The sequence below is a fragment of the Hafnia sp. genome, from assembly GCF_036648275.1.
Taxonomy (GTDB): Bacteria; Pseudomonadota; Gammaproteobacteria; order Enterobacterales; family Enterobacteriaceae; genus Hafnia; species Hafnia alvei.
In genome coordinates, this window is the sequence record NZ_JAVXIQ010000015.1 from 53,693 (window position 1) to 77,821 (window position 24,129).

At 48.5% G+C, this 24,129-nt stretch carries 23 protein-coding genes; 11 read left to right on the forward strand and 12 right to left on the reverse strand.

The window, feature by feature from the left end; translation table 11 throughout:
* Positions 1 to 2: 2 nt before the first annotated feature.
* From citE to citC, 3 genes are read right to left on the reverse strand one after another with little or no spacing between them, the layout of a single operon-like run.
* Entirely contained in the window at positions 3 to 911 is a 909-nt protein-coding gene (gene citE / locus RSC70_RS13980; protein ID WP_025802426.1) for a citrate (pro-3S)-lyase subunit beta, read from the reverse strand.
* Positions 908 to 1,204, reverse strand: a complete 297-nt coding sequence (citD, locus tag RSC70_RS13985) for a citrate lyase acyl carrier protein (RefSeq protein WP_040044767.1) — start codon at positions 1,202 to 1,204, stop codon at positions 908 to 910. The genes citE and citD overlap by 4 nt, the downstream gene beginning before the upstream one ends.
* Positions 1,201 to 2,277, reverse strand: a complete 1,077-nt coding sequence (gene citC / locus RSC70_RS13990) for a [citrate (pro-3S)-lyase] ligase (RefSeq protein WP_332542792.1) — start codon at positions 2,275 to 2,277, stop codon at positions 1,201 to 1,203. Before citC ends, citD begins: the two co-directional genes overlap by 4 nt.
* A gap of 391 nt (positions 2,278 to 2,668) precedes the next feature.
* Here citC and dpiB point away from each other — a divergent pair, with 391 nt between their 5' ends.
* The 5 genes from dpiB to RSC70_RS14015 all read left to right on the forward strand — a co-directional run bounded on the left by dpiB (position 2,669) and on the right by RSC70_RS14015 (position 7,789).
* Positions 2,669 to 4,330, forward strand: a complete 1,662-nt coding sequence (gene dpiB / locus RSC70_RS13995; protein WP_130970393.1) for a sensor histidine kinase DpiB — start codon at positions 2,669 to 2,671, stop codon at positions 4,328 to 4,330.
* A complete protein-coding gene (gene dpiA, locus RSC70_RS14000; RefSeq protein WP_282807374.1) occupies positions 4,299 to 4,997 on the forward strand; it encodes a two-component response regulator DpiA in 699 nt (232 codons plus the stop codon). Before dpiB ends, dpiA begins: the two co-directional genes overlap by 32 nt.
* 164 nt (positions 4,998 to 5,161) lie before the next feature.
* A complete protein-coding gene (lexA, locus tag RSC70_RS14005) occupies positions 5,162 to 5,770 on the forward strand; it encodes a transcriptional repressor LexA (RefSeq protein ID WP_025802416.1) in 609 nt (202 codons plus the stop codon).
* A gap of 138 nt (positions 5,771 to 5,908) precedes the next feature.
* Positions 5,909 to 7,249, forward strand: a complete 1,341-nt coding sequence (gene dinF / locus RSC70_RS14010) for an MATE family efflux transporter DinF (RefSeq protein WP_130997737.1) — start codon at positions 5,909 to 5,911, stop codon at positions 7,247 to 7,249.
* 330 nt (positions 7,250 to 7,579) lie between these two features.
* Positions 7,580 to 7,789, forward strand: coding sequence for a CsbD family protein (locus RSC70_RS14015; protein ID WP_025802413.1), 210 nt, complete (start codon positions 7,580 to 7,582; stop codon positions 7,787 to 7,789).
* 192 nt (positions 7,790 to 7,981) lie between these two features.
* Here RSC70_RS14015 and zur read toward each other — a convergent pair whose 3' ends face one another.
* From zur to RSC70_RS14035, 4 genes are all read right to left on the reverse strand, one after another.
* Positions 7,982 to 8,491 (reverse strand): zinc uptake transcriptional repressor Zur, encoded by a 510-nt coding sequence (zur, locus tag RSC70_RS14020; protein WP_043490474.1) that lies wholly within the window; start codon positions 8,489 to 8,491, stop codon positions 7,982 to 7,984.
* A gap of 176 nt (positions 8,492 to 8,667) precedes the next feature.
* Positions 8,668 to 8,970, reverse strand: a complete 303-nt coding sequence (locus RSC70_RS14025; protein ID WP_025802409.1) for a hypothetical protein — start codon at positions 8,968 to 8,970, stop codon at positions 8,668 to 8,670.
* A gap of 116 nt (positions 8,971 to 9,086) precedes the next feature.
* Positions 9,087 to 9,248, reverse strand: a complete 162-nt coding sequence (locus tag RSC70_RS14030; RefSeq protein WP_181881110.1) for a hypothetical protein — start codon at positions 9,246 to 9,248, stop codon at positions 9,087 to 9,089.
* Positions 9,249 to 9,369: 121 nt separating this feature from the next.
* Positions 9,370 to 9,975, reverse strand: a complete 606-nt coding sequence (locus RSC70_RS14035) for a TetR/AcrR family transcriptional regulator (protein WP_130997740.1) — start codon at positions 9,973 to 9,975, stop codon at positions 9,370 to 9,372.
* 318 nt (positions 9,976 to 10,293) lie between these two features.
* On the opposite strand from RSC70_RS14035, the gene dusA reads away from it, so the two are divergent.
* Positions 10,294 to 11,310 carry a tRNA dihydrouridine(20/20a) synthase DusA gene (gene dusA / locus RSC70_RS14040; protein ID WP_040044773.1) on the forward strand — a complete coding sequence of 339 codons (1,017 nt, stop codon included), beginning with the start codon at positions 10,294 to 10,296 and terminating at the stop codon, positions 11,308 to 11,310.
* 156 nt (positions 11,311 to 11,466) lie between these two features.
* Positions 11,467 to 11,688, forward strand: a complete 222-nt coding sequence (pspG, locus tag RSC70_RS14045; protein ID WP_025802403.1) for an envelope stress response protein PspG — start codon at positions 11,467 to 11,469, stop codon at positions 11,686 to 11,688.
* A 257-nt stretch (positions 11,689 to 11,945) separates the two neighbouring features.
* On the opposite strand, the gene RSC70_RS14050 is transcribed toward pspG, so the two are convergent.
* On the reverse strand, positions 11,946 to 12,932 hold the full coding sequence (locus RSC70_RS14050; protein WP_332542796.1) for a quinone oxidoreductase: 987 nt from the start codon (positions 12,930 to 12,932) through the stop codon (positions 11,946 to 11,948).
* A gap of 99 nt (positions 12,933 to 13,031) precedes the next feature.
* On the opposite strand from RSC70_RS14050, the gene dnaB reads away from it, so the two are divergent.
* Both dnaB and alr read left to right on the forward strand, forming a co-directional pair.
* A complete protein-coding gene (gene dnaB, locus RSC70_RS14055) occupies positions 13,032 to 14,441 on the forward strand; it encodes a replicative DNA helicase (RefSeq protein ID WP_004093484.1) in 1,410 nt (469 codons plus the stop codon).
* A 79-nt stretch (positions 14,442 to 14,520) separates the two neighbouring features.
* Entirely contained in the window at positions 14,521 to 15,600 is a 1,080-nt protein-coding gene (gene alr / locus RSC70_RS14060) for an alanine racemase (RefSeq protein WP_332542797.1), read from the forward strand.
* 138 nt (positions 15,601 to 15,738) lie between these two features.
* Here the strand turns inward: alr and yqhD are convergent, their stop codons facing one another.
* Positions 15,739 to 16,896, reverse strand: a complete 1,158-nt coding sequence (gene yqhD / locus RSC70_RS14065; RefSeq protein ID WP_025802396.1) for an alcohol dehydrogenase — start codon at positions 16,894 to 16,896, stop codon at positions 15,739 to 15,741.
* Positions 16,897 to 17,103: 207 nt separating this feature from the next.
* Between yqhD and RSC70_RS14070 the strand changes: the two genes are divergently transcribed.
* A complete protein-coding gene (locus tag RSC70_RS14070; RefSeq protein WP_040044775.1) occupies positions 17,104 to 18,015 on the forward strand; it encodes an AraC family transcriptional regulator in 912 nt (303 codons plus the stop codon).
* A 30-nt stretch (positions 18,016 to 18,045) separates the two neighbouring features.
* On the forward strand, positions 18,046 to 19,329 hold the full coding sequence (locus RSC70_RS14075) for an alpha/beta fold hydrolase (RefSeq protein ID WP_332542799.1): 1,284 nt from the start codon (positions 18,046 to 18,048) through the stop codon (positions 19,327 to 19,329).
* Between the two features lie 128 nt (positions 19,330 to 19,457).
* Here RSC70_RS14075 and RSC70_RS14080 read toward each other — a convergent pair whose 3' ends face one another.
* The 3 genes from RSC70_RS14080 to RSC70_RS14090 all read right to left on the reverse strand — a co-directional run bounded on the left by RSC70_RS14080 (position 19,458) and on the right by RSC70_RS14090 (position 24,069).
* A complete protein-coding gene (locus RSC70_RS14080) occupies positions 19,458 to 20,090 on the reverse strand; it encodes an outer membrane protein (RefSeq protein ID WP_332542800.1) in 633 nt (210 codons plus the stop codon).
* Positions 20,091 to 20,627: 537 nt separating this feature from the next.
* A complete protein-coding gene (gene dgcQ / locus RSC70_RS14085) occupies positions 20,628 to 22,355 on the reverse strand; it encodes a cellulose biosynthesis regulator diguanylate cyclase DgcQ (RefSeq protein ID WP_332542801.1) in 1,728 nt (575 codons plus the stop codon).
* A gap of 169 nt (positions 22,356 to 22,524) precedes the next feature.
* Positions 22,525 to 24,069 (reverse strand): methyl-accepting chemotaxis protein, encoded by a 1,545-nt coding sequence (locus tag RSC70_RS14090; RefSeq protein WP_040044778.1) that lies wholly within the window; start codon positions 24,067 to 24,069, stop codon positions 22,525 to 22,527.
* Positions 24,070 to 24,129 lie beyond the last annotated feature (60 nt).

Sequence of the window (24,129 nt, forward strand, 5' to 3'; positions counted from 1 at the left end):
CCTTATTCTTCACGGATGCCAGACAGTTCTGCACGAGACAGAACCAAACGGGCGCGCTCAATCACTGGGCTATCAACCATTTTGCCGTTCAGTGAAACAACGCCACGGCCTTCACGTGCAGAAGCTTCTGCTGCTTCAACGACGAGTTTCGCGTGATTGACTTCCTTCTGAGTTGGGGCGTAAAGGTTGTGCAATAACTCAATTTGGCGTGGGTTGATCAGTGATTTACCGTCAAAGCCCAACTGTTTGATATGCGCAGCTTCGCGCAGGAAGCCTTCTTCATTGTTGGCATCAGAATAGACGGTATCGAAAGCCTGAATGCCTGCGGAACGAGCGGCTTGCAGGATTGAACAGCGAGCGAATAGCAGTTCAACGCCTTCCGGTGAACGTTCGGTGCGCAGGTTACGCACGTAGTCTTCTGCACCCAGAGCGATACCGATTAAACGTGGAGACGCGTGAGCAATCGCCACCGCTTGAGTAATACCCTGAGCAGATTCAATCGCTGCCAGGAGGCCAGTGCTGCCGACTTCGCGGCCACATTCGGCTTCAATGCGGGCAATTTCGTTTTCGATATCAATAACGTCTTGAGCGGTATCGGTTTTTGGCAGACGCACGATATCTGCGCCACCGCGAACCACGGCTTCCAAATCGGCTACGCCATATTCAGAATCTAACGCGTTGACGCGCACGATGGTTTCGATGTCTTGGTACAGTGGATGCTGTAACGCGTGATAAACCAGACGACGAGCGGCATCTTTTTCGCGCAGAACCACGGAGTCTTCAAGGTCAAACATCAGTGCATCGGCGTGATAGATAAAGGAGTTGCTGACCATTGCCGCGTTTGCGCCTGGCACAAACAGCATGCTGCGGCGAGTGCGAGATTTACGCTCTTGAGCGATACGAGAAGTCATGCGCGTTCCTCCCAAGGCAGGTTTTTCACATCGCTGGCGCGAACCAGCAGCGTTTCCAAACGGGCGCGCAGGATGCAATCCAGAGCACCTTTGTCGTCAACGATGAGCTGAACGCCGCTGATATCATGGCGTGTGAGGATTTCCATAACGGTAGCGCGGATCGCGTCGCCGAACTGTTTCTCAACGCTGCTGCTGATTTGCAGATCAATCTCGGGTGTGTCGATAGGCGCTATTCGCACCATCACATCGCTAGACTCCAAAGTGCCAGCGACGGCTGCTTGGGTTATTTTCATTTTTCACCTGTTACTAATGCGGATTCCTGCGGCCGGTCAGTCACGTTTTCTGAGCGAGGAACGAGCAGGCGTTGTAAATAAGCGCGGGTCGCTTCAGGCACCAAAGGCGCGATGGCCGGAAGATCTTTTTGCACCAGCAGTTTGCGTACCCACGAGGCGGAGATCGCGGTGTTGTGGTATTGCAAACGCTCAATTTCCACCAGTTCAATCGGTGGTGCGGGTAGAGACGGGGTCTCCAGCCAGTGGCGCATGTCACGGTTGTATTTGGCTGTCACCTGACAGTACGGTTCGGTACCGACGAAGCGATGGGTGATCCCCAAGGCCGGAGCCAAATACTGACGAAAAATTTTAAGGTCGATCTCGGTGTAACAATCGTCCACGACGCCCTGTTCTTTGATGAAGTAACAAGGGAACGTTGCGCGGGAAATGATGTATTCCGAGCCACGGTGTACCGTTAAGTTCTTAATATCAGAGGTACCGGCACGCACCAGCTCGAGGCGATCTTCATATGGGAAGCGCGAAGTATCCTCTTTAACCAAGAACAGGTGCAGCCAGTCGCATTGCGCAGCCGCCTGCTGAACCAGATAACGATGCCCGTTGGTAAACGGGTTAGCATTCATGACGATGCTGCCAATTTTATTACCGTCGTGGCGCAGCGTAGTGAGATAGCTGGCGTAGCGCTGAATACGTGTGGCGCTGTTTTCCATCAGTACCATGACGTTCGGTACGCTGGTGACGGTATAAAATCCGCACTGCTTGAATAACGCTTCGTTTTGGGTTTTTGTGTATATAAATAAATGAGTGCAGTGTTTTTCATACGCCAGATTAATTAATTCTGTAGCGAGGGTGAGCGCAAGTCCTTCACCGCGAACCGATTCACTGATAGCAACACATTTAATAATATTCCCCGCTATCCCACCGCAGGCGATTAGCTGATCATCACGGGTGACGGTTATAAATACTTCCACCGTGGAATCAATGCTCAGGCCATTTTCTCGAAGAAAATGAGCGATGACAGCGATCTTCTTATTTTCCGAACGCTTAACCTGAGAAAATACGGTATTACCAAACATAGAGTTTCCTGTTGCTTGCCGCATGCGTGCAGTAGGATCACAATTGTTGTGATTTGTTGCATATCAATAACGTTTTATTTTCAATTGCTCGGCGCAACGCTTTAATCTTATTCGTATATATTTTTGCGTTGACGGAGTGATCGTAAGGAGTATTAAGGCGGGAAATCTTGACCTATTTCACAAAGAGTTATCAGAATTAAATAGACTTAATGGTTTTTATTTCCTTAATTATTTTTATTTGCATAAATAACGTGGTTTTTATTTGTTTAATTGATTTAATCCGTAGAATCTGCAACGATCTAATCCATAGTGGGTAGAAAACAAGGAAACATATTCATTACATTTCCCTGATGCTAGCCCATCTTTTCGTCGTAAAAAAGAGGAAATATCGATGTTTGGCAAACCAAATGTTAAAGAGTTTAGGTTTTTTAGCCGCATCGCATTTCCTTTACGAATATTTCTTTTATTACTCCTAGTCTCAACATTATTGGTTGCCGCGCTGGGGAAATATTTATCTGCCTCTTTTGAAGATTATCTCAGTAATCATGTCCGTGATATGGCTATGAATCAGGCCAAAATCATTGCTTCAATTGATAGTGTTGTCACGGCGGTGAAAAATAGAGATACCAAACGTCTTGCCATTATCGCCAATAAATTAGGTACCGGTTCGGATTTTGACTATGTTGTTATCGGGGATAAAAATTCTATCCGTTTATATCATCCTAATCCGGCCAAGATTGGCCTTCCAATGCAGTGGAGCAAGCCCGGTGCACTGGAGCGTGGAGAAAGTTATTTCATTACCGGTAAAGGCTCTATCGGTATGGCAATGCGCGCGAAAACGCCGATTTTTGATGAGCAGGGCAAAATTATTGGCGTTGTTTCACTTGGCTATTTAGTCAGCAAAATAGACAGCTGGCGGCTAGATTTTTTACTGCCTTTGGCGGGCGTGTTTGTTCTGATTCTGATTATCTTGATGTTGCTGTCGTGGATGTTTGCTTCGCATATTCGTCGGCAAATGTTAGGGATGGAACCGCGCCAAATAGCGCGCGTGGTTCGCCAGCAAGATGCGCTATTTGGCTCGGTATATGAAGGACTTATTGCGGTCGATCCCGAAGGGCTGATTACTGCGATCAACCGAAATGCGCGCAAAATGCTTGGATTAAGCTCGCCAGGAAGACAATGGCTGGGAAAACCTATCGAAGAGGTTGTTGATCCTGCGGGCTTTTTCACGGAACAGATTGAAGAAAAACGGCAGGATGTGATTTGCACGTTTAATGGCTTGAGCGTCATTGCTAACCGTGCGGCCATACATTTCGGCGATGAGCTATTGGGTGCCATTATTAGTTTCCGTAGCAAAGACGAAATTAGCACGCTTAACGCCCAGCTCACGCAGATAAAACAGTATGTTGAAAGCCTGCGCACGTTGCGCCATGAGCATCTTAATTGGATGTCGACGCTCAACGGGCTGTTACAAATGAAAGAATATGATCGTGCGTTGGCAATGGTAAAAGGTGAGTCACAGGCGCAGCAGCAGCTGATTGATAGTCTGAGAGGTTCTTTTGACGATCGTCAGGTTGCAGGGCTGCTTTTTGGCAAAGCGCAGCGCGCTCGTGAACTGGGGCTGACGTTCAATTTGGTTGAAGGCAGCCAGCTACGTCAGTTGCCTGAGGGGCTTGATAGCACTGAGTTTGCGGCTATCGTGGGTAATCTACTCGACAATGCTTTTGATGCTAGCCTGAAGAATTTGCAGGGTAATAAAACCGTCGAGCTGTATCTTAGCGACGAGGGCGAGGATGTGATTGTGGAAGTAGCCGATCAAGGATGTGGCGTTCCTGAGTCTTTACGTGAGGCTATTTTTGAGCAAGGGGTAAGCACCAAAACAGAAGACGCCGGTGAGCATGGCATTGGACTGTATCTGATCGCCAGCTACGTTGGCCGCTGTGGCGGTGTGATTACGTTAGAAGACAATGAACCTTGTGGAACTTTATTTTCCGTATTTATTCCGAAAGTGAAAAAGACTTATGACACAACCAATAACGATTCTGATTGTTGAAGACGAGACTCCGCTAGCAGAGATGCATGCAGAGTTTATTCGCCATTTCCACGGCTGTGGTCAGGTATGGTTGGCGGGAAATCTTGCTCAGGCCAGAATGATGATTGAGCGATTCAAACCCGATTTGATCTTGCTGGATAACTATTTGCCCGATGGTAAAGGCATCACGCTATTGCACGAATTAACTCAGGCTCGTTTCCCTGGTGGCGTGGTCTTTACCACCGCGGCGAGCGATATGGATACGGTGTCAGAAGCGGTGCGCTGCGGCGTATTCGACTATTTAGTGAAGCCGATTGCCTACGAGCGCATGGGGCAAACGCTTGAACGCTACCATGTACGCAAGCGAATGCTCGCTAACAGCGATAGCGCCAGCCAGCGTCAGATTGATGATATGTTCAATGCCTATGCACGTGGCGAGCAGAAAGAAGAGTTGCCAGTTGGCATCGATGCATTGACCTTAGATAAGGTGCAGAAGTTATTTGCCGATCCGGATGCGCGTCATACCGCTGAAACCGTTGCACAAGAGCTTAAGCTAAGCCGAACAACAGCACGGCGCTACTTAGAGTTTTGCGCGGGCCGCCATCTGATTATGGCTGAAATTGTGTATGGAAAAGTTGGCCGCCCACAGCGAACCTATAGAGCGCCAGAAATGGTCAAAAATGGCTGATGAATGGGCCGATTGTTGATAGGTAGCTGGCTGAAAATACAAAAAACACATGCTTAATGCAGATCTGATGCGCTACGGCTCAATCTTTATGTATTTCACGGTTTCAAAATGGTCGCTACCTGTATATACTCACAGCAAAACTGTATAAACAAACAGGTGGTGGAATGAAAGCACTTACAGCCAGACAGCAGGAAGTCTACGATCTGATTCGTGACCATATTGAACAAACTGGCATGCCGCCAACCCGCGCTGAAATTGCTCAGCGCTTGGGATTCCGCTCTCCTAATGCGGCAGAAGAACATTTAAAAGCGTTGCAGCGTAAGGGCGTTATCGAGATCGTTTCCGGCGCTTCACGTGGTATTCGTCTTTTGATGGAAGATGAAACGGGCCTGCCTTTAATTGGCCGCGTGGCAGCCGGTGAGCCCCTGTTAGCGCAAGAACATATTGAAGGCCACTATCAAGTGGATCCTGCTCTGTTTAAGCCAAATGCAGATTTCTTACTGCGTGTTAACGGTATGTCGATGCGCGATATCGGTATTTTAGACGGTGATTTGCTGGCCGTGCATAAAACTCAGGATGTGCGTAATGGCCAGGTTGTGGTTGCGCGTATCGAAGATGAAGTGACGGTTAAGCGTCTGAAAAAACAAGGCAATATTGTTCAGCTGTTGCCAGAAAACAGCGACTTCGAGCCTATCGTTGTTGACCTGCGTGAGCAAAACTTCACGATCGAAGGTTTAGCGGTGGGCGTTATTCGCAACGGCGACTGGATCTAAAACTTCGCCTGTTGTGTTTGACATCACACCGATAGATTAAGCCCCTTAATTGGGGCTTTTTTATGCGGCATATTTATTCAGGTTTGCAGCCGCTTTGTGTTGAGATAACGGATAGGCCATCTGGAATGAATTCAAAAAATGAAAATGCTTACACCAACCGATAAGGCGCTGTGGGTCCTCGCACTACCGATGATCCTATCGAATATCTCTGTTCCGCTATTAGGGCTAGTCGATACCGCGGTGATTGGGCACTTGGATAGCCCCGTTTATCTTGGTGGCGTAGCCGTTGGCGCGATGGCGACGTCATTCTTATTCATGCTGCTGCTATTTTTACGCATGAGTACCACGGGGCTAACTGCGCAAGCATTCGGTGCAGGGGACAAAACGGCGCTGGCTCGTGCGCTGGTGCAGCCGATGCTCTTAGCGTTGCTGGCTGGGTTCGCTATTATTGCGCTGCGGCAGCCTTTGATTAACGGCGTACTACGAATTGTTGGCGGTCATGAGGATGTGCTGGAGCAGGCTCGCCTGTTTATGCAGATTCGCTGGCTTGGTGCGCCAGCGACGCTGGCGAACCTTGTTATTCTTGGCTGGCTGTTAGGCGTTCAATATGCCCGTGCGCCGGTTATATTGCTGGTTGTGGGCAACGTTATTAACATCACGCTCGACCTGTGGTTTGTTGTTGGACTGGGCTGGAAGGTGCCTGGCGCAGCAAGTGCTACGGTGATTGCCGACTACGCGACATTTTTACTGGGGATCGGCCTTGTTTGGCACGTGATGAAACTGCGTGGCCTACATCTGGAATATTTCCGCAACGCGTGGCGTGGAAACCTCCGCCGCCTGTTGGCGTTAAACCGCGACATCATGCTGCGCTCTTTGCTGCTGCAACTATGCTTTTCATCGCTGACGATTCTGGGTGCCAGAATGGGAAGTGAAGTGGTGGCGGTGAATGCAGTACTGATGAATTTGCTGACGTTTACCGCCTACGCGCTAGATGGTTTTGCTTATGCAGTGGAAGCCCATTCAGGGCAGGCCTATGGTGCACGCGACGGTCGTAAACTGCAGAAAATTTGGCATTCTGCCTGTCGGCAGGCGGGTATTGTGGCGGTATTCTTTGCCATGCTATACGCCGTATTTGGCCAACAAATCATCCAGATATTAACCTCGTTGCCAGAAGTACAATCGTTGGCATTGCACTATCTGCCATGGCAAATTGTGTTACCACTGCTGGGCGTATGGTGTTACCTGCTGGATGGCATGTTTATTGGTGCGACGCGCGGTGCTGAAATGCGTAATAGCATGGCCGTTGCCGCTGCGGGTTATGGTTTAACATTGTTCACGCTCCCTTGGCTGGGTAATCACGGTTTATGGCTGGCTTTAGCCGTATTTTTATCGTTGCGCGGGATTTCATTATGGATTGTCTGGCGGCGTCATTGGCGGGAAAAAACATGGTTTCCTTCCAGTAATATTGAATTAAATTAGGTTGTTATAGCGTTAAATAATGAGGGCAATGTGATAATTCCGATAGTTTTTGCATTGCCCTAAAATGACGCGTTATTAATATTTGCTTACATTCTAGGTGGAAAAAATTATTCTTCGCTTATCCTCTGTTTTCTCTCTGCTTTTATGCTTTTTTGTGAAAGATTTTCATTAAATATTATCGATTATCTAGCTGAAAATATTTTTATGCTCAGTATCCGCTAGTCTTAATGGTGAACGTTAACTGATGCCTCACATCGCAGTTATTATTAATTTAATCGAGTACAGATGTGTGGGGAATATATTCCATTACATAAGTGATACGGAGTTATTATGAATAAAGATCAAGCGAGCGGTAACTGGAAGCAGTTTAAAGGGACAGTGAAAGAAAAATGGGGCAAGTTAACCGACGATGATCTTACCGTAATCGAAGGGAAACGCGATCAGCTGGTAGGTAAAATCCAAGAACGCTACGGCTATCAGAAAGAAGCCGCTGAGAAAGAAGTCAAAGCGTGGGAAGATCATAATAAATATCGTTGGTGATATTTAAACTTGTTTGCCTAAATAATCACTCTGCAAATACGCATTATAAATAAAGAACGGATACGAATATTAAAACGGAAAATTTTCCATTGTTGATATTCCTTTATTAATAATGTGCCACTGCTGATATTTATTGCAGATGATTAAAAAAAGAGCCGCAGATGCGGCTCTTTTTTATGCGTTATTTAAACGCTATTTTTTCTTTTTTGGTTCGGAATGATCGTGATGACATGTATCACGATTATCGCAAGACTCAATTTTCCCACAGTCTCTGCATAAACCATGCGCTTCTACCACGCTATGCTGGAGTGAGAACCCCGTCAGTGCCGCAAGCTTTTCTAAATGTTCCTGCACATCCTGCGTTGTTTGCTCAGTCACCTGCCCACAGCGATGGCAAATAAATAATGCAGACGTATGGCTAGGCTCTTCGATGTGATGACACATTACGTAGCTATTGGTGGACTCCACTTTGTGAATGAAGCCTTGTTCTAGCAAAAAGTCGAGAGCGCGATAAATAGTCGGCGGCTTAGCCTGTGGCTCAGAAACACGGAGTAAATCCAGTAAATCGTAAGCACTGATAGTGCCTTTTTGGCAGGCCATCAGACGCAACACCTCCATTCTTTGCGGAGTCAGTCGAACATTGCGTTGCAGACAAATCTCTTCTGCCTGTGCGAGCAGTCGCTCTAACGAGGTTGTGGTCATGATGTTTTGCTTCCGGCCAAGCTAATAGGGTGCCGCTATTTTAACATAATTATACCCGTCATACTTCAAGCTGCATTTTTGTTGGCTGCATTTGCTCACCCAAAATAAAACGGGCTGAGAGGGGATTCCCGTCAGCCCGCTTTTACTTAAGGCGGCAGTGGCAAATATTCAATCTGTTATTTGATTTCAGATTGATGTGCATAGGCGTCGCCGTTATTCAGATTATTGATAACAGTTGCGCGTTGATCTTGTGCACTTAGCTGTGAAAACGTTGCGCTACCGTGGACGGTAGAACTAGCGATACCGGCTTCATGCAGTTTTTGTTTAGCCATCATCTGATGAGCGTAAGCAGAGCCGTTGCGGTTTGAATATGCCAAGGTGCTTTGTTCAGCTGGGCTGAGGTCAGAAAATGATTGAGCGAAAGCCGAACCCGTTAATGTAAGAGCAACAATAGCAGACAGTAAAATTGAAGTTTTCATGATTTTCTCTTCTTTAAATTTTTTGAAGTAGGTCAGGGCACGCGGTGGCGACTCACTGACCTACTTTGCAGGTTTTAATAATAAATTCAGTTCTGTATGGCACTGGGCAATGCCGATTATTTATTAATAGTGATCTGATGAGCTTGAGCACTACCGTTGTTCAAATGATTGACGACGGTTGCGCGTTGTTCGCTAGCAGTCATTTCTGAAAAGCTTTGTGCAAAAGCAGAACCCGCAAGGGCTAGGGTCATTAGTACGGTCAAAGTGATAGTTTTCATGGTGTCATCTCGCTAAATATGTGATCTAGATACTGATTTAATAGACCAGTCGTCTAGTTAAAGGGTAAAAAATAATGCCAAACGTTTTCACGCAGGCATTCATTGTGCTGCGATTGTCTCTTTAAATGGTGCCGGGCTTCAGCAAGCGTTCCGTACGCTGCATGGCTGAAACAAACGGTGCATCAGATCTGTTGACCTTAGCCCGTAACGCTGCGCCTAACCATAAAGAGTATAGTGAATCTGCGAGTAGTTCGGGGGATTCTTCAATCACCAGCGACCCTTCTTCAACGCCAGACTCGATACTCGACTGCAACTGGGCGATGACGCGTGTGATACCAGAATCTAATGCTTCACGCATGACCTCTGATAAATCACTGACTTCACCTGCCAGTTTTACGACTAAGCACTTGCTGTGGCATACCGTTTCACAGCTTTGCGCCATCCAATGTGAGAAATAATCTAACAAATGCTGACGCTGTGTCTTTTGCCCATCCGAAAACTTCTCTTTCAGCATGATCACGTAATCGCTGAAATAACGGGTAAGCATAGCTTCACCAAACTTCTCTTTAGACTTGAAGTAATGGTAGAACGAACCTTTTGGTACCCCTGCGGTAGCCAGAAGCTCATTTAAACCCATCGCCGTAAAGCCAAGGTTTAAAATCAATTCTTCACCCACATCTAAGATGTGTTCGCAGGTGTTGTTGGTCGTGCTTGTCGTTTTGTTCATGTGAGTTACTATAGTAGACCGGTTGGTCTAAGTCAATAATCAAGTAAATCTGTGAACCAGATCACATGTGTATGGATTAGTTTACACAGGGTAACGCCAGCCACAGTCGCTAATGGCTGTAAGAGTATCTCAGTTCTGGCGAAAAATCAGGTATCTCACGTTTTCTCAAGCAGGGGGCTTGAGCCTCTGGCTGCTAAACATGAGCGCGGAAGTCTGTGGGTTCAGCTCAAATTCACGGTATACTTGCCCAATATCCACGGTGATACTGTTTTTTCTAGGCACCGTATCTGATTCAAACTGACTGAAATCCTGAGAATAATGACCCAAAACGCCAATAATCCTTCTTCTGCTATGCCATTCAGCCAGAGTCGCTTTTCCGTTGCGCCGATGCTGGATTGGACCGATCGCCACTGCCGCTATTTTCATCGCAAGCTGACTAAACAGACCCTTTTATATACCGAGATGGTGACAACAGGCGCCATTATTCACGGTAAAGGCGACTACTTAGCCTACAGCGAAGAAGAGCATCCGTTGGCGTTGCAACTGGGAGGAAGCGATCCTGAAGCCTTGGCGCATTGTGCGCGCTTGGCTGAGCAGCGTGGCTATGATGAGATTAACCTCAACGTAGGCTGCCCTTCAGATCGTGTTCAAAATGGTCGTTTTGGCGCTTGCCTGATGGGCGAAGCCCAACTGGTTGCCGACGGCATTAAAGCGATGCGTGACGTAGTTTCTATTCCTGTGACCGTGAAAACGCGTATTGGTATTGACGATCAGGATAGCTACGAGTTTTTGTGCGATTTTATCGGCATAGTTTCAGGTAAAGGCGAGTGTAATAGTTTCACAGTACATGCGCGTAAAGCGTGGCTCTCAGGCCTAAGCCCGAAAGAAAACCGTGAAATCCCGCCGCTCGATTATGAGCGTGTTTATCAGTTAAAACGTGACTTCCCGCATCTAAACATCGCCATCAACGGCGGTGTGAAAACGTTGGAAGAAGCCAAAATTCATCTACAACATCTGGACGGCGTGATGATGGGGCGCGAAGCCTATCAAAGCCCAAGCATTTTGGCGCATGTTGATCGCGAGTTATTTGATCCCACTGTCGAAGTGCCGAACAGCATTGATGTGGTACGTTCTTTGTATCCGTATATTGAACGTGAATTGGCTAATGGAACCTATCTGGGCCATATCACGCGTCATATCCTCGGTATATTCCAGAGCATTCCTGGTGCTCGCCAATGGCGTCGTCATCTGAGCGAAAATGCGCACAAGGCGGGAGCTGGCGTTGAAGTGGTTGAAGCCGCGTTGCAATTTGTTAGTCAATCACGTGGTGAATAAAACTAAATTTTAGTAAAACTCATCAGGCGCTGTTGCATAAGCTACAGCGCTATCTCGTAAAATCATATAGTTACGTAATTTCTATTCTTGGCATGATTCTTGTAAATCACTGAGTAGTCGACGGTATCACCGTTGTATTTCACTCAGGAGATCACCATGTTGGAAGTCCTCTTTATTCTTGGCTTTTTTGTCATGCTGATGGTGACCGGAATTTCAATTCTCGGCATTATCGCCGCCGTGGCCGTTGCCACACTATTCATGCTGTTTGGTGGCCTATTTGTGATGGTCTTTAAACTGCTGCCGTGGATTGCTTTGGCTATTGTGGTGGTGTGGATTTATCGCTCTATGCAGAAGCCACAGACGAGGCGTTATTATTAGGTATCTATTCTATGCTCGTTCGGCGAAGAGTTTCGTCCGCCTGAATGCATAAGCTTTCCCATGAATCACAGATGTAGGCGTCCGACGAAAGGTTGCTGGCGCGCAACCTCTCGACTCTCGCGCTTTTCACTGAGTCGCTTGCCAGACCGGTCTCGGAGCGCACATCCTGTGCGCCCTCAACCTGCCGCCAGCTTCCCTGCTGGCGGCTCTGAGACGGTGTCATTAAACATAGTTTTTCACTGTGATTACATCGGTAACTACTCTGGTATCAACAAACTCGATCCCTGTGTTCCGCGACTTTGCAGGGTTTCGTGGGCTTTTCTTGCATCCGCTAAAGCAAATTTTTGCGCATCCGGCACATCCACGTTAATCGCGCCGCTGGCGATCAGCGAAAAGAGTTCGTGACTGGCGCTGAGTAAATCCTGATGGTTATTGATGTAACCGTTGAGAGAAGGGCGCGTGACATACAGCGATCCTTTCTGATTTAAAATCCCCAAATCGACGCCGGTAACGGGGCCAGAGGCGTTGCCGAAACTCACCATCAGGCCACGTTTTTTCAGGCTATCGAGTGAGGCCAGCCAAGTGCTTTTCCCCACCGAGTCGTACACGACGCTGACTTTTTCACCCTGAGTCAGTTCGGACACGCGTTGGGCAATGTCTTCGGTTTGATAATTAATGGTTGCCCATGCCCCCGCCTGTTTGGCGCGCTCTGCTTTGGCATCGGAGCCCACGGTGCCAATCAGTTTGGCGCCGAGCGCTTTTGCCCACTGGCAGGCGATTTGGCCGACGCCACCGGCTGCGGCATGGAATAAGAAGACTTCACCTGCTTTAATTTCATAGGTTTGACGCAGCAAATAGTGCACGGTTAGCCCTTTTAAGAAAGCGGCCGCACCCTGTTCAAAACTAATGGCTTCAGGAAGCAGCGCAACCTTCTCGGCTGGCACGTTATGAACGGTGCTGTAGGCGCCGAGCGAGCTTTGCGCATAAACCACGCGATCGCCCACTTCAATGCTGGTTACGCCAGCGCCCACTTTTGTCACGACGCCAGCCGCTTCGGTTCCTAGCCCTGATGGAAACTGGGGGACTGGGTACAGTCCGCCACGAATATAGGTGTCAATGTAGTTGATTCCGATTGCTTTATTGCTGATTTGTACTTCACCAGCCGCGGGATCCTTTGGAGTAAACTCTACATATTCAAGAACTTCTGGCCCGCCATGGGCGTTAAACTGGATACGTTTTGCCATCGTCTTTCCTCAGATGCATAGTGTCATTGTTATAATCGAAAATCGGGCACATTCAGGTATACTGACGCGTCTTTCATTAACAGGTAAAGCATTCCCACTATGGCAGGAAATAAACCCACCAACAAATCAAACGAGACCCCGCGCGACAGGCAGATGGAGGGGCTCAAGCTACCACCACATTCGCTGGAAGCGGAACAGTCCGTGTTGGGCGGGTTGATGCTGGACAACGAGCGCTGGGATAACGTGGCAGAACGCGTCGTCGCCAACGATTTCTACAGCCGTCCACACCGCCTAATCTTTACTGAAATGCAACGCTTGCTAGAAATGAGCAAGCCTATCGACCTGATCACGCTGTCTGAATCATTAGAACAGCGTGGTGAATTAGAATCGGTGGGCGGATTCGCTTATCTCGCTGAGCTATCGAAAAACACCCCAAGTGCGGCAAACATCGGTGCCTATGCTGATATCGTGCGTGAACGTGCGGTAGTTCGCGATATGATCTCCGTAGCCAACGAGATCGCCGATGCAGGCTATGATCCGCAAGGCCGCAGCAGCGAAGATCTGCTGGATCTTGCCGAGTCTCGCGTATTCCAGATTGCTGAGAATCGTGCAAATAAAGACGAAGGGCCAAAAAGCGTCGATCGTATTCTTGAACAAACGGTCGCGCGAATTGAGCAGCTCTATCAGACGCCGCATGATGGTGTGACTGGCGTTGATACCGGCTATCAGGATCTGAACAAGAAAACCGCTGGGTTGCAGCGCTCTGATTTGATTATTGTGGCGGCACGTCCATCGATGGGGAAAACCACCTTTGCGATGAACCTGTGTGAAAACGCCGCGATGACGCAGGATAAACCAGTGCTAATTTTCAGTCTGGAAATGCCCGGCGAACAGATCATGATGCGTATGCTGGCTTCCTTGGCTCGCGTCGACCAAACCAAAATTCGTACCGGCCAGTTAGATGATGAAGATTGGGCGCGAATTTCCAGCACCATGGGGATTCTGCTGGAAAAACGGAACATGTATATCGATGATTCCTCCGGCCTAACCCCAACGGAAGTGCGTTCACGCGCGCGCCGTATTTTCCGCGAGCATGACGGCCTTAGCCTAATCATGATCGACTACCTACAGTTGATGCGGGTTCCGTCTTTATCCGACAACCGTACCTTGGAAATCGCGGAAATTTCTCGTTCACTCAAAGCGTTAGCGAAAGAGTTACAGGTTCCGGTAGTGGCGCTGTCTCAGCTTAACCGCTCCTTGGAGCAGCGTGCTGATAAACGCCCGGTTAACTCCGACCTGCGTGAATCGGGCTCAATCGAGCAGGATGCCGACTTGATCATGTTTATCTATCGTGACGAGGTTTATCACGAGAATAGTGATTTAAAAGGCATTGCGGAGATTATTCTGGGTAAACAGCGTAACGGCCCAATCGGTACGGTTCGCTTAACCTTTAACGGCCAGTTCTCACGCTTCGACAACTATGCAGGCCCGCAGTACGACGACGAATAATCGAACGAGCAGCAGCTCTAAGCTCGTTCAGAAGTAGATGTATTTATTAACTCATTTGAGAAATCGGGAAGGAATAGAAATGAAAGCGGCAACCGCAGTCATTGATCGCCGCGCTCTGCGACACAACTTTCAGCAAATTCGTCAATTTGCGCCGCACAGCCGACTGATAGCCGTTGTAAAAGCCAATGCTTACGGGCACGGGCTTTTAGAAACTGCCAAAACGTTAAAAGATGCAGACTGCTATGGCGTAGCGCGTATCGGTGAGGCGCTGAAACTGCGTTCAGGCGGCATCGTGAAACCTATCCTGATGCTGGAAGGTTTTTTCTCTGCCGATGATTTGCCGGTTTTAGTCGCCAATAATATCGAGACGGCCATTCATAGCGATGAGCAATTGCAGGCCTTAGAAGAGGCCGATTTAGAGCGCCCGATTAAGGTTTGGATGAAACTCGACACGGGCATGCACCGTTTGGGCGTGCGCCCAGAGCAGGCGGAAGCTTTCTATAAGCGTCTTTCCAACTGCCGAAACGTTGAGCAGCCCGTGAATATCATGAGCCACTTTAGCCGTGCGGATGAGCCAGAAACGGGAATGACTGAAGCTCAACTGGCCTGTTTCGATGCATTCGCGACGGGTAAGCCTGGCTTGCAATCAATTGCGGCTTCCGGCGGTATTCTGCTGTGGCCCCAGTCGCACCGCGATATGGTGCGCCCGGGGATTATCCTGTATGGCGTATCGCCTTTGGCAGAACCTTATGCCGATCACTACAGTTTACAGCCGGTGATGACGCTAAAATCTAGCCTGATTGCCGTGCGTGAGCACAAAGCCGGTGAGCCCGTTGGCTATAACGGAACTTGGGTCAGCCAGCGTGATACTCGTTTAGGCGTGGTCGCGATTGGCTATGGCGATGGTTATCCGCGCAGTGCGCCTTCGGGAACCCCTGTGTTGCTGAATGGCCGTGAGGTGCCGATTGTTGGCCGCGTATCGATGGATATGATTTCAGTCGATTTAGGTCCTGAAGCCAAAGATAAAGTGGGCGATGAAGTGGTGCTGTGGAGTGCTGAACTACCGGTTGAGAAGATTGCTAGCTATACGGGGATCAGTGCTTACGAATTGATTACCAAGCTAACTCCACGTGTGACGATGGAGTATGTCGGCGAGTAACTGCTAGGCTTAACCCCCTCCCAACCTCCCCCTTGTCAGGGGGAGGAGCCGATCGAGTGCTTGAATAATATCGAGAACAGGTCTGCTCCCTCCCCTGCGAAGGGGAGGGCTGGGGTGGGGTCAGTTTTTCAGATATTCTTACAGCGACGCTTCGTAAATCTTACGGCTATCTTCCAGCGTGATATCACTGTTTTCACCCAGTGCAGTCATACCGTGCTCTTCCAGTTTTGCCAGCAGGCCTGGGATGGAGCTAGCGTCAACACCGTAATCTTTCAGATACGTTTTAATACCCATTTCTTCGAAGAATTTACGCGTAGCGGCAATCGCTGCATCAATGCGCTGTTCTTCATTACCTTCACGAATATTCCATACGCGCTCTGCATATTGCAGCAGCTTAGCGTGTTTCTGTTGGCGTTTTGCTTGCAGCAGAGAAGGCAGTACCACGGCTAAGGTCTGTGCGTGATCCATACCGTGCATTGCGGTCAGTTCATGACCCAGCATATGCGTTGCCCAGTCCTGTGGCACACCTGCACCGATCAGACCGTTCAGCGCCATGGTGGCACTCCACATAATGTTGGCACGAACGTCATAATTTTCAGGTTCAGCCAGTGCGCGTGGGCCTTCTTCGATCAGGGTCAACAACAGACCTTCTGCGAAACGATCCTGCACTTTAGCGTCAACAGGGTAAGTCAGATATTGCTCAACGGTATGCACAAACGCATCCACTACGCCGTTTGCCACCTGATGAGCTGGCAGGGTGTAGGTTACAACAGGATCCAAAATAGCGAACTGAGGCATCACGAATGGAGACTGGAATGCACGTTTGTCTCCCGTTGCACGGCGAGTGATAACCGCACCTTTATTCATTTCGGAACCGGTCGCTGGCAAGGTTAATACCGCAGCCAATGGGATTGCGCTGGTGATTTTGCTGCCGTAGGTTTCAAGAATGTCCCAAGGCTCACCGACGTAGTTTGCCGCTGCGGCAATGAACTTGGTGCCATCAATAACGGAACCGCCGCCGACAGCCAGCAGGAAATCGATTTTCTCGTTGTGAACCACTTCAACGCATTTCATCAGCGTTTCGTAAGACGGGTTTGGCTCAATGCCGCCGAATTCAAATACGTGTAAACCTTTCAGCGCCGCATGAACCTGATCCAAAACGCCGGTGCGTTTTACGCTGCCGCCGCCGTAGGTGATCAGGATGCGTGCATTTTCTGGCACTTCATTGCGCAGGTTAGCGATTTGGCCTTCGCCGAACAGAACTTTAGTTGGGGTGTGGAGTGTAAAATTTTGCATTGAAATCTGCCTCAGTGTTTATTTTGATTCGTTATGCTTTGGCCGTCGACGCCATTGCATTTTCTGAATGCTATTCTGGGCGTAATGAGCGTATGGCTCAATGCTCATTTCTGTTGATGACTTGCCTATTTCTACAATCAACTGTAGAAATAGAGATGTATTTGGCATCATTCATTGCACTTTATTTGGTTCGGCGGGGATTGGTCAATGTTAATCGATGAGCGGTGGACACAGCTTGCACAGCAGCTAAGCCGTCAGGTGGCTCAGCCTGGAGTGAGTGCGTCACCGATTGAGAATGTAAAAATAATCTATGCAAATCAGCATCAGCCGCGTACGCCGGTGATGTATGAGCCTTGTATTATCATTGTGTTGCAAGGGCATAAAGTGGGCTATCTCGGTGAGCAGGTGTTTCGCTACGACCCCACTAATTATCTGCTGATGACACTGCCATTACCCTGCGAATGCGAGACGTTTGCCACCCCAGATGAGCCGCTGATCGGTTTATCAGTGCGGGTAAACACCAGCATGTTGCAGGATCTCTTAATGGATATCGGTGACGGTTTGGCCGCCAAGCAGCGCTGCCAGTCGAGCGGTGTGAAGTCGGTATCTTTGGATGAGTCGATGTTTTGTGCCACTGAGCGCTTGGTCGACGCAATGGCTAATCCATTACAGGCGCGTGTATTAGGGCCGCAAATTGTGCGCGAAATGCTGTTCCACGCGCTGTGTGGAGACGGTGGCGAAGCGCTACAGGCATTAGCTAACCGTCACAGCCACTTCAGTCAGATCGCTAAGGCACTGCGCCTGATTGAACAACAGTACTCAGATAGCCTAAACGTTGATTTGCTGGCGCAGGAAGTGAATATGAGCGTTTCTGCGTTTCATCATAACTTCAAGGCCGTTACGGCAACCTCTCCGCTGCAATATATCAAATCCTTCCGCTTGCATAAGGCGCGGATGATGATGTTGCATGACGGGCTAAAAGCCAGCACTGCGGCCATTCGCGTTGGTTATGAGAGCGCCTCGCAGTTTAGCCGTGAATATAAACGTTTCTTCGGTAATACGCCGAGTGAGCAAATGACGCGCTACCGTGAAGGTGGCTTGAGCATTGTTGAGCGATAAAAACGAATTTTGCCGCAGGAGTGGTCTGCCATGATTGAAAAGGAATATCTGTTAGCCGGTATGTGGGTGCGAGAGCATCGTGTATCGGTACCGCTGAACTGGTTTGATGAAAATGATCCGCGCCGTATTACGGTTTTTGCGCGAGAGTTATCAGAGGGCGGAAAAGCAGCAGAAGATTTGCCATGTTTGCTGTTTTTACAAGGCGGCCCAGGTGGAAAATCGCCGCGACCGACTAGCAAAGGCGGATGGTTAGGCGAGGCGCTGAAAAGCTTTCGCGTGATCTTGCTTGATCAACGTGGCACGGGGCAGAGCAGCAGGATCGAATCGAGCGTGATCCGCAATATGGACGTGGATCAAACCGCTGACTATCTCAGATATTTCCGCGCTGATTCTATTGTGGCAGATGCCGAGCATCTGAGAAAAACGCAGTTTGGTGGCCGTAAATGGAGCACCTTAGGGCAGAGTTTTGGTGGCTTTATCACCCTGACTTATTTATCTCAGGCCCCAGAAGGTCTTGATGCCTGCTATATCACCGGTGGTCTACCCTCAATTAAACCCGATGCCGAGCAGCTGTATCAGCGCACCTATCAGAAGCTGAAAGAAAAGAATCAGATTTTCTTCTCGCGCTATCCCCACATGCAGCAGCAAATCAACCGGATTGCGGACGTGCTCAACGAGCAGGATGTGTATCTGCCCGATGGCGATATCCTCACCGTACAGCGTCTGCAAACGCTGGGTATTCAGTTAGGCATGAGTGAAGGCTATGAGAATTTGCTGTGGCTGTTTGACGAAGCCTTCAATCATGAAGGTGAGCTGAGCGATACGTTCTTATCGCAGGTGATGCATCTCACCGGCTTCACCGAGCATCCTCTGTATGCTGTACTGCATGAAAGTATTTATGCTGATAACCACAGTGGGGCGACTCACTGGGCAGCGCAGCGCGTGCATGACACGCTGCCTGAGTTTCAAGCCGACTGCCGTCCGCTGATGCTAACGGGTGAGATGATCTATCCGTGGATGTTTGATGAAATGCAGTGTTTACGACCGTTCCGCGATGCGGTTCACCAGTTGGCGCAGCGTTCGGAATGGCAACCGTTGTACGACGTGGAGCGCTTGGCTGCCAATACGGTGCCTGTGGTTGCGGCGGTTTATTACAATGACATGTATGTAGATGTTGGTTTATCGCTGGAAACGGCCAAGCATATTGGCAACGTAGAAACGTGGATCACCAGTGAATTTGAACACAATGGTCTGCGTGTAGGGAACGTATTTGCTCATCTGCGTCAGATGATGGCGCTACGCGGCGTGAATTAAAGCCCCTTTATTTTCAAACATAAAATTCAAACGTAACATTCAAACGTAAAAAAACCCGCCAATGGCGGGTTTTTTATGACTCATACTCACCAGACATTCTCTAAGCGTAAAGCTTAGAAGAAAAGGTCTTAGAAGTAGTAGTTAACACCAGCGGTGAAATCGTGGGTAGCCACTTTAACTTTGGAAGCTTGTGCAGTTGCATCGCCAGCGTCCAGGTATTTGTAGCCCAGATCCAGATCCAGGTGGTTGTTGATAGCGTAAGAAACACCAGTACCAACGCTCCACGCGAAGTTGTCACCGTTACCAGAGTGGCTTGCGCCATCCTGAGTGTTTTTCAGGTTTACGTTAGCGTAACCGATACCAGCACTGATGTATGGAGTGAAAGCAGTGTCGGTATTGATGTCGTAGTAACCGTTCAGCATAGCGGTCTGCAGACGTACACGGTTGTGAGTACGAGTGTTGTCAGCTTTGATGAAATGGTCGGTATCAGTAGTATCACGGAATGAATAATCTAATTCTGCACGAATTGGCAGGTTGAATTCATTCTGGAAGTTATAACCGAATACCAGGCCAGCGGTGCCAGCTTGTTTGGTGTCACGCGGTACGCTGCTGCCAGTTGCAGATTTCTGACCGTGGATTTGCTCCAGGCTGGTACCCATTTTAGCACCGGCATAATAGCCAGTGTTTTCAGAGTTAGCAGCAAAAGCAGAAACAGAAGTTGCTAAGCCGATAATTACGGCCAGGCTAGTTAATTTTTTCATGATAGATTCCAACTTAATAAGTATTTTACTTGTGAAACTATATCATCATGTGACAGTTGTCACAAAAATGAAGACGCTAGATAATAATAGCGATCCCTGTACGAAAATTGAATCATTTTTTTATCAATAAAATCAAACAGTAGTGTTTTATGTGTGAGTTTGTTTAGTTTTTGTTTAGAGAAAATCCACTTCTGGTAGGAATAGTCTTATTTATAACGTTTACAAGCGATTGATATTTAATCATCATAATTTCGCTATGAGCTTAAAATAAACATCTCTTATTCTTTCATGTAATGAGTAAATTTATGTATAGAAAGCATGGCTGGAAATTTACTTATTTTTATTATTTTGGAATATGACGATAAATAACATTATTTCTCGTTTAAAGAATAAATATTCGTTAAATAGGATTTAGTTTAAATATATCCATAGCTAAGAAGTTTCTTGAAATGAAAATAAATCCGCACGAATATTTATATAATTCATGCAGATACAAAATGTGATCGGAGTCACTTTTACAGCCGTATCGTTGACAGGTTATGCATCCATATCGCTGGCACAAACTTGGTTACGACCTGCCGTTTTGGCTCTATACAGGCGTTTATCGGCCTGCGACTGTAGGCTTTCGATGTTGCAACTCGTCGTTCCAGAACAGGCAGAAACACCCATTGATGCGGTGACCTCTACGGTTCTGCCATCAGAAAGCATCAGATTTTGGCGATTAAACTGTGCATGAATACGTTCGGCAATCGCCACCGCCTCCGAAAGCACGGCGTTTGGCAGCATGATGCAGAACTCCTCGCCGCCAATGCGGCCAATGATGTCCTGCTTGCGTAGCATCGATGTCATTGTGTCTGCGGCATGTTTAAGCGCCAGATCGCCAACATGATGGCCATAGACATCATTGATATTCTTAAACTTATCTAAATCAACCTGAATGATAGCCATGGAACGCCCGTAGCACTGACCTTTGCGCGTTATCTCTTCGGCTTTATCAAAGAAACCACGACGGTTAAGCAGTTCGGTTAGCGGATCATGTTCCGCGCGCCAGCTCAGCCGATTCTGTAAGGTTTCCATATTGCGCACCAGCCGTGATATGACGTAATGGGTGCCAATCAGCGTGATAACAAAGAGGCACCATAGTGCGACCAGCGTCAGACTGATGCGCCCATACTGATCCTGTAAGCCTTGGCGCAAGGATTGCAGACTAATCAAGGTGATATTCGGATTTTCCATACGGGTAAACGTCACAAAGCTGGTGCCGATACGGGTTGTCCCTTCGCTTTGCTTTAATACGGCTTTTTGCAGCGAGAGCCTTTGTGCTTCAGAAAAGTATTTACCGCGATACCAGTTGGCATCGGAAGATGTGATCGGCTCAAAGTGACTGTCGTACAGCATAAAAACGCTGTGTGGATGGGAAGGCAGCGCCGCTTGCAGATAGTAATTTAGCCGCTTAATTGAGAAATCCATTCCCAGAATCCCCCACCAACGATCGCCATAATCGACCGGCGCAGTTGCACTGATCAGCATCCCATCTTGCTGATTGTCAAACATGCGGCTCCAAAATGCTTTTCGGTGCGGATTTGCCTCTGGAGCCGCCATCGGGAAGTAAGGTCGCGCTAACATATGCGTATACAGTCCTGAAATCAGTGACTTGTCTCGTGGTGGCGTTGAAGACAGGTAGAAGCCTGAGCGCGAAATATAGTAAATACGCGGCTGTAATGCCTGATTAAGATTGGTGAGCGGCAGTAACGCTTTGAGACGCATCGCAGCATTGATTTCTGTTAGCCACAAATCGTTATTCGGACGGTCGCTTGAGGGGAGTAGACCAATTTGACTGTCACCGATCCCGTTGAGCGGTGGAGACGCCGAATGGCTATGACCCGTTTGCCAGATATCCTGCACGCGCAACGTGGCCATTTCAGCTTCAAGCAGCCGTTTTTGCTCTGGCATGATGGGCTGAGAAAGCATATAGCGCATGTAATTACGTAAGAAAAGCAGGTTATCCAAACGAAACTGCATGCGGCTTCCAAGCTGTGCGCTCACGTTTTCCAGTCGGTTTAATTGACTTGCCTGATAGCCGTTGTTTAGCACTTGCCCCTGACGCCAGAAAAGCAACGATGTAAAAATGAAGACAGCAAAGAAGCAGATATTAATAATCCTTTGCGGGGTAAATCGTCGGCTGCACTGGGGCGTTGCGGGGGTATCGGACAAACCGTTCTCCTGATTGATATTGAAGCGGCCTTCAATGGCCAATAATTTCATCTGTGGATGATTTTTACGTACGAAATAATGCTTTTGCCTAGCTCTGAGTGGAGCATAGCCTATATGGCGCATATTTCAGAAATGAATAGATCTAAGACTAATTTGAAGTGCGGAAGATGGTTCGCCCATCCCGCCTTGCGATTCGGCCGGATGGGGATAAAGTGGACGGCTATCTAAATACGGTCACTGCATCGACGAGCCACATGGCCTGCTGTTTTACCTTGGCTGATGCTTCGGCACCTTCTTGTACCAAAACGGCATTTTGATGGGTGATGCGATCAAGCTCATCAATGGCTCGGCTGACTTCATTGAGTCCGGTACTCTGTTCTGAGGTCGCAGCGCTAATCTGTGCAATAAGATCGGTGACATTTCTCACCTGTTCAACAATATCCCGCATGGTACTTCCTGCCGTATGAACCTGATTTGTGCCGCTTTGGACTTTCTCCGCGCTGGCTTCGATCAGGCTTTTAATTTCGCTCGCGGCGCTTGCGCTGCGTTGGGCTAAGTTACGTACTTCACCTGCGACCACGGCAAAACCTTTGCCATCTTCTCCGGCTCGTGCGGCTTCGACCGCCGCGTTGAGCGCCAATATATTGGTTTGAAAAGCAATGCTGTCGATAAGGCTGGTGATAGAGGCGATTTTTTTGGTGCTGCTGGCGATTTCATCCATGGTGGCGATCACGGTTTCCATTACCTGACCGCCGTTAGTGGCCGCGCTGCTCGCTGAAATAGATAACTGATCGGCTTTGGCTGCCGTTTCCGTGTTGTTTTGCACCGTAATCGTCATTTGCGTCATGGTGGACGCTGTTTGCTGCACGTTTGCCGCGGTTTGCTTAGTGCGGGCGCTGAGGTCAATATTGCCCTGCGCCAGTTCGTCGCTGGCGCTGCGCACGTTGATCACCTGCCCACTCACGTCATTAACAAGCCAACGGAACATCAGCCCTAATTGACCAATGGCGCGTAGCGTTACACCAATTTCATCAACGCGATTCATATGCTCCACGTTATGGCTTGCGCCAGTGGCGACCCGCAATGCCTGTTGGCATACCCGTTCTAGCGGGCGAGATATTTGTGATTCCAGCCATGCCGAGATCAGGATAAGAAACAGCGCCATAGCCGCAGAGAAAATGCCCAACGCCAGATGTTCGACATTCAAGGCACTCACCGTTGCGATGGAAAGCGGGAGTAGAGCAAACAGCGCTGTGCGAATTCTCCAACGTAAGGGCATGGTTTTCATGATGGATGTCCAGCGCCAAAACCCAGCACGTAATAACAATCCTTTATGAACCCGTCGGCTGCCGAGTTTATTCTGATTCATCTGCTCATAAAGCTGGCTGGCTTTTGCTATTTCTTCATTAGAGGCTTTGGTGCGGACCGACATAAATCCGACGGTTTTCCCTCCTCGCACAACCGGTACGGCGTTGGCGCGAACCCAATAAAACCCCCCATTTTTACGGCGATTTTTAACTAATCCTGTCCAAGGCTCGCCCTGTTTTAGCGTTGCCCACATATCTGCAAAAACCTGCGGCGGCATATCCGGATGGCGAACGACGTTATGGGGTTGCTTAATGATCTCTTCGGCGGTGAAACCACTTGCTTCGATAAAGCTGGCATTAGCATAGGTGATGTAGCTATTGGGATCGGTTGTCGACATCAGCGTTGCGTCGTCAGCTAACGTATATTCTTGCTGGGTAATCGGTTGGTTATTGCGCATCCGGACAATCCTTAACGTGTGCTTGAAGCGTAGCGAAAAGAGAGAGTGAGCTAAGAATGA

What these genes read in the sequence shown, in the direction of transcription:
- RSC70_RS14030 (WP_181881110.1), bottom strand. Translation starts at nt 9,248, where the DNA reads ATGAAAACTATCACTTTGACCGTACTAATGACCCTAGCCCTTGCGGGT.
- RSC70_RS14025 (WP_025802409.1), bottom strand. Translation starts at nt 8,970, where the DNA reads ATGAAAACTTCAATTTTACTGTCTGCTATTGTTGCTCTTACATTAACG.
- citC (WP_332542792.1), bottom strand. Translation starts at nt 2,277, where the DNA reads ATGTTTGGTAATACCGTATTTTCTCAGGTTAAGCGTTCGGAAAATAAG.
- dpiA (WP_282807374.1), top strand. Translation starts at nt 4,299, where the DNA reads ATGACACAACCAATAACGATTCTGATTGTTGAAGACGAGACTCCGCTA.
- RSC70_RS14015 (WP_025802413.1), top strand. Translation starts at nt 7,580, where the DNA reads ATGAATAAAGATCAAGCGAGCGGTAACTGGAAGCAGTTTAAAGGGACA.
- zur (WP_043490474.1), bottom strand. Translation starts at nt 8,491, where the DNA reads ATGACCACAACCTCGTTAGAGCGACTGCTCGCACAGGCAGAAGAGATT.
- citE (WP_025802426.1), bottom strand. Translation starts at nt 911, where the DNA reads ATGACTTCTCGTATCGCTCAAGAGCGTAAATCTCGCACTCGCCGCAGC.
- RSC70_RS14050 (WP_332542796.1), bottom strand. Translation starts at nt 12,932, where the DNA reads ATGGCAAAACGTATCCAGTTTAACGCCCATGGCGGGCCAGAAGTTCTT.
- RSC70_RS14035 (WP_130997740.1), bottom strand. Translation starts at nt 9,975, where the DNA reads ATGAACAAAACGACAAGCACGACCAACAACACCTGCGAACACATCTTA.
- RSC70_RS14075 (WP_332542799.1), top strand. Translation starts at nt 18,046, where the DNA reads ATGATTGAAAAGGAATATCTGTTAGCCGGTATGTGGGTGCGAGAGCAT.
- dusA (WP_040044773.1), top strand. Translation starts at nt 10,294, where the DNA reads ATGACCCAAAACGCCAATAATCCTTCTTCTGCTATGCCATTCAGCCAG.
- alr (WP_332542797.1), top strand. Translation starts at nt 14,521, where the DNA reads ATGAAAGCGGCAACCGCAGTCATTGATCGCCGCGCTCTGCGACACAAC.
- yqhD (WP_025802396.1), bottom strand. Translation starts at nt 16,896, where the DNA reads ATGCAAAATTTTACACTCCACACCCCAACTAAAGTTCTGTTCGGCGAA.
- RSC70_RS14080 (WP_332542800.1), bottom strand. Translation starts at nt 20,090, where the DNA reads ATGAAAAAATTAACTAGCCTGGCCGTAATTATCGGCTTAGCAACTTCT.
- dpiB (WP_130970393.1), top strand. Translation starts at nt 2,669, where the DNA reads ATGTTTGGCAAACCAAATGTTAAAGAGTTTAGGTTTTTTAGCCGCATC.
- RSC70_RS14090 (WP_040044778.1), bottom strand. Translation starts at nt 24,069, where the DNA reads ATGCGCAATAACCAACCGATTACCCAGCAAGAATATACGTTAGCTGAC.
- citD (WP_040044767.1), bottom strand. Translation starts at nt 1,204, where the DNA reads ATGAAAATAACCCAAGCAGCCGTCGCTGGCACTTTGGAGTCTAGCGAT.
- dgcQ (WP_332542801.1), bottom strand. Translation starts at nt 22,355, where the DNA reads ATGAAATTATTGGCCATTGAAGGCCGCTTCAATATCAATCAGGAGAAC.
- lexA (WP_025802416.1), top strand. Translation starts at nt 5,162, where the DNA reads ATGAAAGCACTTACAGCCAGACAGCAGGAAGTCTACGATCTGATTCGT.
- dnaB (WP_004093484.1), top strand. Translation starts at nt 13,032, where the DNA reads ATGGCAGGAAATAAACCCACCAACAAATCAAACGAGACCCCGCGCGAC.
- pspG (WP_025802403.1), top strand. Translation starts at nt 11,467, where the DNA reads ATGTTGGAAGTCCTCTTTATTCTTGGCTTTTTTGTCATGCTGATGGTG.
- dinF (WP_130997737.1), top strand. Translation starts at nt 5,909, where the DNA reads ATGAAAATGCTTACACCAACCGATAAGGCGCTGTGGGTCCTCGCACTA.
- RSC70_RS14070 (WP_040044775.1), top strand. Translation starts at nt 17,104, where the DNA reads ATGTTAATCGATGAGCGGTGGACACAGCTTGCACAGCAGCTAAGCCGT.